Annotated in this window: 13 protein-coding genes and 1 tRNA gene; 9 read left to right on the top strand and 5 right to left on the bottom strand. The window is 71.7% G+C overall.

The annotated features are described in order from the left end of the window. Nucleotides 1-166: 166 nt before the first annotated feature. The 3 genes from DEJ11_RS08980 to DEJ11_RS08970 are packed head-to-tail and all read left to right on the top strand — an operon-like array spanning nt 167 to nt 1817. The gene (locus DEJ11_RS08980) at nt 167-760 is read left to right on the top strand and encodes a molybdopterin-dependent oxidoreductase (RefSeq protein ID WP_111022879.1); all 594 of its coding nucleotides are present in this window, start codon (nt 167-169) and stop codon (nt 758-760) included. Next, complete coding sequence (locus tag DEJ11_RS08975) at nt 757-1548, top strand: ferredoxin reductase (protein ID WP_111103712.1); 792 nt, start codon at nt 757-759, stop codon at nt 1546-1548. The genes DEJ11_RS08980 and DEJ11_RS08975 overlap by 4 nt, the downstream gene beginning before the upstream one ends. Beyond that, nucleotides 1548-1817 (top strand): DUF6510 family protein, encoded by a 270-nt coding sequence (locus DEJ11_RS08970; protein ID WP_111103714.1) that lies wholly within the window; start codon nt 1548-1550, stop codon nt 1815-1817. Before DEJ11_RS08975 ends, DEJ11_RS08970 begins: the two co-directional genes overlap by 1 nt. Before the next feature lie 284 nt (nt 1818-2101). On the opposite strand, the gene DEJ11_RS08965 is transcribed toward DEJ11_RS08970, so the two are convergent. Next, a tRNA-Gly gene (locus tag DEJ11_RS08965) sits at nt 2102-2173 on the bottom strand. A gap of 133 nt (nt 2174-2306) precedes the next feature. On the opposite strand from DEJ11_RS08965, the gene DEJ11_RS08960 reads away from it, so the two are divergent. Then, nucleotides 2307-2513 (top strand): hypothetical protein, encoded by a 207-nt coding sequence (locus DEJ11_RS08960; protein WP_027465565.1) that lies wholly within the window; start codon nt 2307-2309, stop codon nt 2511-2513. Nucleotides 2514-2533: 20 nt separating this feature from the next. On the opposite strand, the gene DEJ11_RS08955 is transcribed toward DEJ11_RS08960, so the two are convergent. Both DEJ11_RS08955 and DEJ11_RS08950 read right to left on the bottom strand, forming a co-directional pair. Further along, entirely contained in the window at nt 2534-3916 is a 1383-nt protein-coding gene (locus DEJ11_RS08955) for a hypothetical protein (protein ID WP_111103716.1), read from the bottom strand. Continuing rightward, the gene (locus tag DEJ11_RS08950) at nt 3913-4326 is read right to left on the bottom strand and encodes a helix-turn-helix domain-containing protein (RefSeq protein WP_111103718.1); all 414 of its coding nucleotides are present in this window, start codon (nt 4324-4326) and stop codon (nt 3913-3915) included. Before DEJ11_RS08950 ends, DEJ11_RS08955 begins: the two co-directional genes overlap by 4 nt. A gap of 54 nt (nt 4327-4380) precedes the next feature. Between DEJ11_RS08950 and DEJ11_RS08945 the strand changes: the two genes are divergently transcribed. Further along, complete coding sequence (locus DEJ11_RS08945) at nt 4381-5262, top strand: alpha/beta fold hydrolase (RefSeq protein WP_111103720.1); 882 nt, start codon at nt 4381-4383, stop codon at nt 5260-5262. Nucleotides 5263-5277: 15 nt separating this feature from the next. On the opposite strand, the gene DEJ11_RS08940 is transcribed toward DEJ11_RS08945, so the two are convergent. Together DEJ11_RS08940 and DEJ11_RS08935 are read right to left on the bottom strand one after the other, a co-directional pair. Then, on the bottom strand, nt 5278-5568 hold the full coding sequence (locus tag DEJ11_RS08940; RefSeq protein WP_071244650.1) for a hypothetical protein: 291 nt from the start codon (nt 5566-5568) through the stop codon (nt 5278-5280). Further along, nucleotides 5568-6161, bottom strand: coding sequence for an HdeD family acid-resistance protein (locus DEJ11_RS08935; RefSeq protein WP_111103722.1), 594 nt, complete (start codon nt 6159-6161; stop codon nt 5568-5570). The genes DEJ11_RS08940 and DEJ11_RS08935 overlap by 1 nt, the downstream gene beginning before the upstream one ends. Before the next feature lie 255 nt (nt 6162-6416). On the opposite strand from DEJ11_RS08935, the gene DEJ11_RS08930 reads away from it, so the two are divergent. The 4 genes from DEJ11_RS08930 to DEJ11_RS08915 all read left to right on the top strand — a co-directional run bounded on the left by DEJ11_RS08930 (nt 6417) and on the right by DEJ11_RS08915 (nt 10912). After that, nucleotides 6417-7169 (top strand): HpcH/HpaI aldolase family protein, encoded by a 753-nt coding sequence (locus tag DEJ11_RS08930; protein WP_181440841.1) that lies wholly within the window; start codon nt 6417-6419, stop codon nt 7167-7169. Between the two features lie 159 nt (nt 7170-7328). Beyond that, complete coding sequence (locus DEJ11_RS08925) at nt 7329-8984, top strand: catalase (protein ID WP_111103726.1); 1656 nt, start codon at nt 7329-7331, stop codon at nt 8982-8984. 303 nt (nt 8985-9287) lie between these two features. Beyond that, complete coding sequence (locus DEJ11_RS08920; RefSeq protein ID WP_111030059.1) at nt 9288-9740, top strand: hypothetical protein; 453 nt, start codon at nt 9288-9290, stop codon at nt 9738-9740. Next, the gene (locus DEJ11_RS08915; RefSeq protein WP_111103728.1) at nt 9737-10912 is read left to right on the top strand and encodes a zinc-dependent alcohol dehydrogenase; all 1176 of its coding nucleotides are present in this window, start codon (nt 9737-9739) and stop codon (nt 10910-10912) included. Before DEJ11_RS08920 ends, DEJ11_RS08915 begins: the two co-directional genes overlap by 4 nt. The last annotated feature ends 25 nt before the right edge of the window (nt 10913-10937 follow it).

The raw sequence follows: 10937 nt of genomic DNA, 5'->3' as shown, positions 1-10937 counted from the left end.
CCTGACGCGTGGGTCACCACCGCGTCCGACCCGATCGGCGAGCCCGCGCGGATCCGCCGCCGCGCACGACCGTTCCGTACACCGGTGGAACGTTTACCAACCCGTTACACGGCACCGCCCGGCACACGGCATGATCGGGAACGCACCGACGTCCCCGAGGAGGACCATGGCCACGTTCACCCGCGGGTTCGGCGGTCGCCGCGACGACCGCGACGACACCCGCATCCCGCCCGGTCAGACCCTGGTCCGCGACTGGCCCGTCCTGTCCGCCGGGGCGACGCCCGACATCGAGCCGACCGACTGGGCCTTCTCGATCCGCACCGAGTCCGGCCTGCACCAGTGGACCTGGGACGAGGTGCACGCGCTCGGCGTCGAGGACGTCACCGTCGACATCCACTGCGTCACGCACTGGACCAAGCTCGACATGCCGTGGCGGGGTGTCCCGCTCGACCGCCTGTTCGAGGACGTCGAGACCGAACTCGACTACTGCATGGTGCACAGCTACGGCGGCTACACGACCAACGTGCCGCTCGACGAGCTGCTCGACGGCAAGTCCTGGATCGCGTTCGAGGCCGACGGCGAGCCCCTGACGCCCGAGCACGGTGGGCCCGCCCGCCTGCTGGTCCCCCACCTGTACTTCTGGAAGAGCGCCAAGTGGGTGCGCGGCATCGTCATGCAGTCCGACGACGAGCCCGGCTTCTGGGAGAACGCGGGCTACAACCTGCACGGCGACCCGTGGAAGGAAGAGCGGTACTGGTGACGCTCCCCGACAACGGCCTGGAGGCACGGATCACCCCCGTCGCTCGTCCCGCCACCCGCAGGCGGCCGGCCTGGCACGCCGCCACCGTCGCGTCCGTCGGCCGCGAGACGACGAACGCGCGCCGCATCGTCCTCGACGTCCCCACCTGGCCGGGCAACGACCCCGGGCAGCACCTGGACCTGCGACTGACCGCCGAGGACGGCTACCAGGCACAGCGCTCGTACTCGATCGCGTCGGCCGGCCCCGCGACCGACGTCGTGCTCGCGGTCGACCGGGTGGACGGCGGCGAGGTCTCGCCGTTCCTCGTCGACGCCGTCGAGGTCGGCGACGCGCTCGAGGTCCACGGACCCCTGGGCGGCTGGTTCGTCTGGCGGCCGGGTGAGTCCACCCGTCCGGTGCAGCTCATCGCCGGCGGCTCCGGCATCGTGCCGCTCGTCGCGATGGTGACCGCCCACGCCGAGGCGGACGACGCGGCACCCTTCCGGCTCCTCGCGGCCGTCCGCACTCCGGACGACGTGTTCTTCCGTGCGGAACTCGACCAGGCGCTCGCGAGCCGGGCGCCGCTCGAGGTGACCCACGTGTACAGCCGCACCGCGCCTCCAGGCTCGACCGTGCCGGCCGGACGGCTGACGCGGGACACGCTCGCTGCCGCGGTGTTCCCGCCGGACGCGGGCGCCCTGGTCTACGTGTGCGGGTCGACGCCGTTCGTCGAGCAGGTGCTGCGCTGGCTCACCGAGCTCGGACACGACACCAGCGACGTGCGCGCCGAACGGTTCGGGGGCAACTGATGGTCGTCGTGGACGGCAACGCGCTGGCGGGGACGTTGGCCGACAGTCTGGGGCCCGAGCCGACCGTGGTCGCCCTGCGCTGCGTCGGGTGCGGGTCGCTCGGGGTGCTCGGGCAGACCACCGTCTACCGCACCGCGATGGGGTCGGTGGCGCGCTGCCGCGGGTGCGACACGGTGCTCGTCACGGTCGTCGAGTCCGGGACCCGACGGTGGGTGGGGATGCCCGGCGCCCGCACGATGTCGGCTTCTATGCCGGACGGCATCGAGTAGCACAAGGCTTGCGCGGCGGGTCGTGCGGGTTTCTTGCGGGTTCCCGCAACCGTGGATCCGGTTCCCACCCGAACGGGGGTCGGCTCCGGATACATCCTCGGAACTGCGCCGGGCCACCCACCCGGCGCGTGCCGGTGGGGGCAGGGTCGCCTCCGCGCCCGGTGGGCGCGGGAACCCGAAGCCTGCGCCCGCTGGGCCCCCACGCCTTCGGTGCCGCGACGCTCCGCAACGACAGAACCCCCGCCGCTCTTCCGAGCGACGGGGGTTCCGGTCTTCCTGTTCTGAGCGGATGACGAGATTCGAACTCGCGACCCTCACCTTGGCAAGGTGATGCGCTACCACTGCGCCACATCCGCATTCACACGCCGTCCTGGCCGTGCGGAGATGACTCTACCCGAAGAAGGGCGGCATCACCGGTTCCGGTGGAGGTTCCGGGCGTGTCCGGCGCGGCGCGGGCGGTCCGTCAGGTCGACGGAGTTCGATCGGACCATGAGCTACGTGCACGACAATCCCGGCGGGACCGAGGCCCACGGCGTCGACCTGGTCGACGGCGACGCCCCCGCGATCCGGATCCTGGTGCACGGCGACCTGCCGACCACGATCGAGCACGAGGGCCGCACCTGGCTCGCGACGGGCGACGCCCACGACGCGGGCGACGACGACACCCCGCCGATCGCGATCTACCGGCCGGTCTGAGCCGACCCAGGGCGGCCCGGTCAGTGGCCGCGGACGTCTCCCGTCAGGATCGCGTGCTCGACACCCGCTGACAGCTCGTCGTGCAGGGCGTCCGCGAAGAACTCGCCGGCACCCAGGCTGATGAGGTGCGCGACCGCGGCCTCCGCGGCCGGGAACCCGGGCTCCCACTCGTCGTGCAGGAACGCGCGGACGTGTCCGGACTCGTGCACGACGACCACGCCGATGTGCTCGTGCCGGGTGCCGTCCTCGAGCACGGCGTCGAAGACGATCGGCTCGGTGTCCTCACCGAGTTCCTCGAGCAGGACGGTGCCGGTGCCCGGCCACTCCGTCCGGTACGGCGGCAGGTCGGGTGCGTGCAGGTGCCCGGCGAGCTCGTCCGACGCCGACTCGATGTGTCCGGTGGACAGGTACTCGTCGACGACGTCGTGGATGCGGGCGTGCAGGTCCGGCTCGTACTGCCACCAGCGCTGGTGCACGGTGCGCAGCCACTCCTGGGTCGCGGCGTCGGCCGAGGCCGAGATCCCCACGAGCTGCGGTGCGGTGCCGGGCGAACCGACGACCTCGAGCTGTTCGTCGTGCGTCTCGACCGTGATCGACCCGGTGGTCTCGTCCGGGTGCACGCCGTGGACGTCCTCGGGGGCGGCGGCCCAGATGCTGGCGGGGAGCTTCGGCGGCAGGTCGAACGGCACCGCGATCGCGGGTTGCGTCATCGCGTGGTCGATCGCGTCGCCGAGGTGCACCTCGTCCGCCCGGGACCCCATCACGATGCCACCGGCCGGCGGCGCGAGCGACAGGTGTTCCAGGTCGTCCGGCGCGGCGTTCATCGAGGTGAGCACCGCGGTGTCGGCCCACTGCACGAACCCGCCGGCGGAACGGTCGTCCTCGCCGAACGGCACGTCCCACACCGTCGGGTCCGTGAGCACCCACGATGCGGTGCGACCGGCCGGTCCGTGGCGGACGGCGTCGACGATCGCCGGCACCAGTCCGGGCAGCCCCCGGTACGCGGGACGGACCGTGAGCCGGTCGACGGCGAGCAGGTCGGGCTTGCCGAGCATCTCGGCGGCGTGGGTCTGCAGCGAGAAGAACGTCTCCCCCGTCGCGTCCTGCGCGGCGACGGCGGACGCGAAGGACCCCGCGACGTCGGAGACCTGGTAGCCGAGCACCAGGGCCTCGAGCGACTCCGGTGCACGGCTCGTGAAGGCGGTGACCTCGGCGACGGAGACCGCCTCGGTCTCGTCGTCGTCGGTGATCGGGACGCGGACGTCGATCACCCACCGGTCGACGTCCTGCCCGGGGTAGGCGTCACCGTCCTCGTCCGAGATCGTGATGTGCACCAGGCGCAGGGAACCGTCCCAGGCGTCGTGGACGTGCTGGGCGATGGCGGCATCGGGGTCGTCGTTCACGGACGCAACGGTACCGGTGCGGAGGGCACCGACCGGAGCCGCGTGCCCGAGGAGGCGTAGGCGGAGCACGACGGGCACCGCGTCAGCAGGTCGTGGGTGCAGTCGATCACGTGCTCGAGGAACCGCTCGGCATCGGCCAACTGGTCACGCTGCGCCCGGATCTGACGGAGACGCTCGGTGATCACGCCGGACCGGTCGGGTTCACTGCGTCGGAGCACCAGCCGGATCTCCGCCAGGCTCATGCCGACGCCCTGGCAGGCCCGGACGACCTGCAGGCGACGGACGTGTTCCTCGGAGTACTCCCGGTGACCCGACGGCGCTCGATCGGGGACGACGACCCCCGTGTCGTGCCAGTGCCGCAGCACGTGGACCTCGACGCCGATCCGCCGAGCTGCTGCACCGATCCGCACTGCCCCGTCCGTTCCTCTTGACCTCAGGTCGACCTGAGGTCCTAGCGTGCGACCATGCTGCCACGCCGAGTGCCCCGCCCCGTCCCCGTCCACCTTCCCGCCCCGGTCCCGATCGTCGTCGACGGCACCACCATCGCCACGAGGGTCCTCGAGCCGGCAGGACCGGCACGCGGCGACGTCGTCCTGTGCCACGGCACGCCCTGGTCGTCGGCGGTCTGGGCCGAGGTCGGCCGGGCGCTCGCGCAGGACCACCGGGTCTTCCTCTGGGACATGCCCGGGTACGGCGACTCGGACCGCGGGCCGACCGTGGACGCCACGCTCCGAGCGCAGGCGATCCGTCTCGGCGCGCTCCTCGACCGGTGGGGGCTCGAGCGACCCCACCTGGTCGCACACGACGTGGGCGGCGCCGTGGCGCTCCGGGCGCACCTGCTGCACGGTGCCGAGTACGCGAGCCTGTTCCTCTGGGACGCCGTCGTGCTCGACCCCTGGGGGTCTCCGTTCTTCCGGCTGGTGGCGGAGCACCGTGACGTCTTCGACCGACTCCCCGGCGACCTGCACGCCGCCCTGGTGCGGCAGTACATCGACGGTGCCTCGTCGCGGGGCTTCTCGCCGTCGGACCTCGAGACCCTGGCGCGGCCGTGGGCCGGCCCCGAGGGGCAGGTCGCGTTCTCACTCCAGATCGCCGCGCTGACCCCCGACGACACCCGGGCCGTGGCCGAGCTGTTGGGCTCCGTGCGGTGCCGGACCCGGATCGGGTGGGGGCGGCAGGACCCTTGGATCCCCCTGCACCAGGCCTTCGACCTGCAGACGGCGCTGCCCGGGCACCCCGAGGTCGTCGTGCTCGACGACGTCGGCCACCTCGCCCCGTGGGAGGACCCCGTCGCGGTCACGGCCGCGCTCCGGCAGTGGGTGCACCGTCCGGTGGGTTCGGAGTGACCCGCACGGCACCGTTCAGATCAGGGCGCGGGCGGCGAGCACGACGGCCGCTCCCCCGACGGTCAGCGCCGCGAGCACCGACAGCACCACCGCGACGGTGTCCCGCCGGGCCGGGGCACTCGAGCGGACGGCACCGGCGACGAGCTGCTGGGCCGCCGCCAGGGACGCTGCGCTCCCGAGTGGGCGGTCGTCCTGGTCGAACGCCAGGAACCGCTCACGGACGTGCAGCACGAGCCCCAGGCTGGTCCCGTGGTCGCGCGCCACCCAGGACTTCGGTCCCTGTTGCTCCCAGCGGACGGCGAGCATCAGGGGCCGGGGACCGGCAGGCCGGCCCGCTCCCCGTCCGCACGCGGCCAGCTGAACGCGACGACGAGCTGGACGACACCGAACACGATGAGCACGCTCCCCACAGCGGCCACCGTCACCAGCGCGCCGAGGCCCGGCAGGTTCATCACCAGGATGCCGCTCAGCACACTGAGCACGGCGAGCACCACGGTCAGCGCACGGCGGCCCACCCACGGTGCGTAGATGAGTGCGATGCCCTCGAGGATCCAGGCGAACCCGAGCAGCAGCGCCACCCACCGCGCCCCGATCGGCGGGAACACGATCGCGACGACACCGCCGGCGACCACCAGTGCCCCGAGGACCACCAGCCCGACCTGACGCCACCAGACCCGAGGGTGCACCTGGAGTCCCCGGACGACCAGCGCCGCTCCCGACACGACCAGGTAGATCCCGAAGACCCACGACACCGCGAACAGCGTCGCGTGGGGCAGGACGATCGCAGCCAGTCCGGCGAGCACGCCCACCGCGCCGACGATCCCGAACGCCACCCGGATCCCGTCGCCGCCCTGCGGAAGCGAGCCAGTCCGGTGGCCGACGTCACGTTCGTCACGCATGTCCGTCCGACCTCCCTGCAGGTCCCGACTGGTGCTGTGGTGCTGGTGGGTGCTGGCGACCTGTGACCGCCCGTGCAGTGCGTCCTGCGCACAGGACTACACCCGAAGGTGAGCACTTGTCCATGTCCCATGCGTGCGCATGAGGCCATCCCCCGGCCCGCGCGAACGGGCGACGAGCGCTCCGTGGGCGGTAGCCTGACGCGCCGGACGACCGAACGCCGACGCCCGCGACGGCAGACCAGACGGAGGACCACGGTGCCAGCACTCGGAGACGGCCGCGCCGACGGCGTGTGGTGCGCGCTCGGCGAACCCCGCACCACCGCCCAGATCGCCCAGAACGGGTTCGCCTGGCTCGGTCTCGACGCCCAGCACGGCGCCTTCGACGACGCCACCCTCCTGGCGACGATGCCGGCGCTCGCCGCGGTCGCTCCGCAGGTCCCCGTCGCGATTCGCGTCGCCGAGGGCTCGGGCGCCGCGATCGGCCGTGCGCTCGACCTCGGCGCCGACATCGTGATCGTCCCGATGATCGAGACCGTCGAGCAGGCCGAGCACGCCGTCCGTGCCGCGCACTACCCACCGCGGGGCCGACGGAGCTGGGGGCCGATGGCAGGACTCTGGGGCGGTGCGGCACCATCCGCCGCCGCTGCCGACCCCGAGGTGTGGGTGATGCTCGAGACACCCGAGGGCCTCCGTGCCGCCGAGCAGATCCTGGCGGTCCCGGGCGTCTCGGCGGTGTTCGTCGGCCCCTTCGACCTGTCGATCGGGCTCGGCGTGGATCTGCGCGAGCTGCTCGACGCCGACAGCGCCACGGACCCCCTCCCCGCGATCGTCGGTGCAGCCCGCCGCGCCGGCAAGCACACCGGCGCCTTCGCCGGTGATTTGGCCCGCGCCGAACGGCTCCGCGCGCTCGGGTTCGACCGCGTCGCCGTCGTCACCGACGGGACCCTGCTCGCGCACGGTGCGGCCGCGGTGCTCGGCGCAGCAGCCACCGGTCGCACCTCGTACTGACGGGCCGTCAGCGGCGAAGTACTGACGGGTCGTCAGCGGCGGCCGCACCGGCGACCGGTCCTCGTCCGCGTCCTCGACGCCGCTGAGAGGGCGTGCCCGCGCCCCGGTCCACACTCGGTCGGGAACCCGAGCCGACCGCGACCGCAGAGAGGACGAGACATGACCGACGTCTCCAGCCAACCGCCCGCCGAGGGCGACGACCGCCGCATCCTGACGAACCGCCAGGGCCACCCCGTCTCCGACAACCAGAACCAGCGCACCGTCGGGTCCCGTGGCCCGGCGACGCTCGAGAACTACCAGTTCCTCGAGAAGATCAGCCACTTCGACCGCGAACGGATCCCGGAGCGGGTCGTGCACGCCCGCGGTGCCGTCGCGTTCGGGTACTTCGAGGCCACCGGCACGTGGGGTGACGAACCCATCGCCCAGTACACCCGCGCGAAGCTGTTCCAGGAGCCCGGCAAGCGCACCGACCTGGCGATCCGGTTCTCCACCGTGATCGGCGGCCGGGACTCCTCCGAGGCTGCCCGCGACCCGCGCGGCTTCGCCGTGAAGTTCTACACCGAGGACGGCAACTGGGACCTCGTCGGCAACAACCTCGGCGTCTTCTTCATCCGCGACGCCATCAAGTTCCCCGACGTCATCCACTCCCTCAAGCCCGACCCCGTGACCTTCCGGCAGGAGCCGGCGCGCATCTTCGACTTCATGTCGCAGACCCCCGAGTCGATGCACATGCTCGTCAACCTGTTCAGCCCGCGCGGCATCCCCGCGAACTACCGCACCCAGCAGGGCTTCGGCGTGAACACCTACAAGTGGGTGAACGCGGACGGTGACACCAAGCTCGTCAAGTACCACTGGATCCCGTCGGTGGGCGTGTCCTCGATGACCGAGGCCGACGCCGCCGCCGTGCAGGCCGGCGACCTCGGGCACGCGTCGAAGGACCTGTACGAGGCGATCGAGCGTGGTGAGTACCCCGAGTGGGAGCTCCGTGTGCAGCTCATGGACGACCACGAGCACCCGGAGCTCGACTTCGACCCGCTCGACGACACGAAGGTGTGGCCGGAGAACGAGTTCCCGCCGAAGCCCGTCGGCAAGATGGTCCTGGACCGCAACGTCACGAACCACTTCGCCGAGAACGAGCAGCTGTCCTTCGGCACCGGCGTGCTCGTCGACGGCCTGGACTTCTCCGACGACAAGATGCTCGTCGGCCGCACGTTCTCGTACTCGGACACGCAGCGCTACCGCGTCGGCCCGAACTACCTGCAGCTGCCGGTGAACGCCCCGAAGAACGGCGCCGTCGCGACCAACCAGCGCGACGGACAGATGGCGTACCGCCAGGACCACGGCGGCGAGAACCCGCACGTCAACTACGAGCCGTCGATCACCGGCGGCCTGCGCGAGGCGGAGTACCCGACCCACGACGACCAGGGGCCGGAGATCGTCGGGCGTCTCACCCGCAAGCGGATCCCCCGGACGAACGACTACACCCAGGCCGGCCAGCGGTACCTGCTCCTGCAGGACTGGGAGCGCGACGACCTGGTCGCGAACTTCGTCGACCTCATCTCGCAGGCGGCCCGTCCGGTGCAGGAGCGCATGCTCTGGCACTTCTACATGGTCGAGGACGACCTGGGTCGTCGCGTGGGCGAGGGACTCGGCATCACCCTCGACGAGGTCAAGGACCTGCCCCCGCTGCAGTCCCAGACGCTCAGCGACGACGAGCTCGCCCGCCTCACGAACCTCGGTCACAACGGCTCCCGCGACGTCGAGGGCCTGATGATGACCCACTGCGTTCCAGACGAACGCGCCGTGCGCGTCTGAGACGCGACCCCAGGGCGGACGGGAGGCCCGGTGCCAGCTGGCACCGGGCCTCCCGTCCGTCTCACTGCCGTTGCCTGCCGCAGCGCATCACGGACAACCCGGGACGACGCCAGGGAGGCCACGCTCACCGTGGATCGACAGGAGCGACTCCGCGACCCCGACCGGCACGATCGCGCGGTCGTCGCTCCCGTCCCGTTGATCCGCACCGATGCGACTCAAGGAGGCCGCGATGGAACACACGAATACCCGGCGCTGTGGCGCGAACGCGTCCGCTGCCCACCGACTCCTCGCCAGGACACCACGATGAGGGCCCGGAACCTCGCCGCCGCTGCGATGGTCACGGCTGCCGTCGGCATCGTCGTCTCGCGCCGCCGACGCGGCGCACCCGGGCCCGCACGGAAGGTGCTGGCCGAACCGCGTTCCGGCTGGCACGCGGTCACGGTGAACCGCGGGCAGGACGCGGTGCTGCCAGGCGGGCGGATCCCCGCGCCGCTCACGGCGTTCGGGCAGGACGTCGAGGTGGAGGCCCGTCCCGCGCCCGGCGATCGTGGCACCGAGCTCCGTGCCCGGTTCCGTGGCGGCGGCCCGGATTCACGGGGTCGGCTGCGGGCCGCTCTGCGTGAGGCGAAGCAACTCATCGAGGTCGGCGAGGTGCTCCGGGTGGATCCGGTCCCCCACGGCCGACGGAAGGCCACACCCACCGGCGCGTTGGTGGACGTGGCGACGAAACGGAGCAACGAGGAGGGTGTGCTGTGAAGGCACTCTGTTGGACCGGGGTCAACGAGACCGCGGTGGAGACGGTGGAGGACCCGAAGATCCTCAACGATCACGACGTGATCCTGAAGGTGCGTCTGAGCACCACCTGCGGGTCGGACCTGCACCTGCTCGGCGGGTACATCCCGACCATGCGATCCGGTGACGTCCTGGGACACGAGTTCATGGGCGAGGTCGTCGAGACGGGATCGGCCGTCACGAAGCACAAGGTGGGCGACCGGGTCGTCGTCTGCTCGTTCATCGCCTGCGGGCAGTGCTGGTACTGCACCCACGGACAGTTCTCACTCTGCGACAACGGCAACCCGAACCCGGGCTTGACCGAGGCGATATGGGGGTCGTCGATCGGCGGCTGCTTCGCCTACAGCCACGCGCTCGGCGGGTTCGCAGGCAGCCACGCCGAGTACGTCCGCGTGCCCTACGCCGATCAGGGGGCGTTCACGGTCCCCGACGGCGTGTCCGACACGGCCGCCCTGTTCGCCTCCGATGCCGCACCCACCGGGTGGACCGGAGCCGACCTGGCCGGGATCACACCGGGTGACACCGTCGCAGTGTGGGGCGCCGGTGGTGTGGGCCAGATGGCCGCTCGTGCAGCGATGCTCCTCGGCGCCGAGCAGGTGATCGTGATCGACCGTCTGCCCGAACGGCTGCGACAGGTGCGCGAGCACATCGGTGCCGAGACGCTCGACTACACGAGCGACGCCGTGCTGCCGGAACTCAAGGAACGCACCGGCGGTCGGGGTCCCGACGTGTGCATCGAGGCCGTCGGCATGGAAGCGCACGGCACCGGACCGCTGTACCTGTACGACCAGGCCAAGCAGCAGCTGCGGTTGCAGACCGACAGGCCGACCGCCCTGCGCGAGGCGATCTACGCCTGCCGGAAGGGCGGCAGCCTGTTCTCGCTCGGGGTCTTCGGTGGGCTCGTCGACAAGTTCCCGTTCGGCGCGATCATGAACAAGGGCATGACGGTCCGCGGCGCTCAGCAGCACGGGCACCGCTACATCCCGATGATCCTCGACCGCATCGCCGCGGGAGAGATCAGCACCGAGCACCTCGCCACGCACGTGATGCCACTGTCGCAAGGGCCGCGCGGGTACGAGATGTTCAAGAACAAGGACGACGGCTGCGTCCGCGCCGTCTTCACCCCCGGCGTGTGACGACCGACCACGCAGCGGACAGGGG

This window comes from Curtobacterium sp. MCLR17_058 (genome assembly GCF_003234705.2).
GTDB lineage: Bacteria > Actinomycetota > Actinomycetes > Actinomycetales > Microbacteriaceae > Curtobacterium > Curtobacterium flaccumfaciens.
The sequence above is the reverse complement of the archived record's forward strand: the minus strand, read 5'-3'. Positions and strand labels throughout refer to the sequence as shown.

Bases quoted from the DNA above. Each gene is read 5' to 3' on its own strand.
- DEJ11_RS08925 (WP_111103726.1), top strand. From the start codon at position 7,329: ATGACCGACGTCTCCAGCCAACCGCCCGCCGAGGGCGACGACCGCCGC.
- DEJ11_RS08945 (WP_111103720.1), top strand. From the start codon at position 4,381: ATGCTGCCACGCCGAGTGCCCCGCCCCGTCCCCGTCCACCTTCCCGCC.
- DEJ11_RS08960 (WP_027465565.1), top strand. From the start codon at position 2,307: ATGAGCTACGTGCACGACAATCCCGGCGGGACCGAGGCCCACGGCGTC.
- DEJ11_RS08970 (WP_111103714.1), top strand. From the start codon at position 1,548: ATGGTCGTCGTGGACGGCAACGCGCTGGCGGGGACGTTGGCCGACAGT.
- DEJ11_RS08920 (WP_111030059.1), top strand. From the start codon at position 9,288: ATGAGGGCCCGGAACCTCGCCGCCGCTGCGATGGTCACGGCTGCCGTC.
- DEJ11_RS08940 (WP_071244650.1), bottom strand. From the start codon at position 5,568: ATGCTCGCCGTCCGCTGGGAGCAACAGGGACCGAAGTCCTGGGTGGCG.
- DEJ11_RS08935 (WP_111103722.1), bottom strand. From the start codon at position 6,161: ATGCGTGACGAACGTGACGTCGGCCACCGGACTGGCTCGCTTCCGCAG.
- DEJ11_RS08980 (WP_111022879.1), top strand. From the start codon at position 167: ATGGCCACGTTCACCCGCGGGTTCGGCGGTCGCCGCGACGACCGCGAC.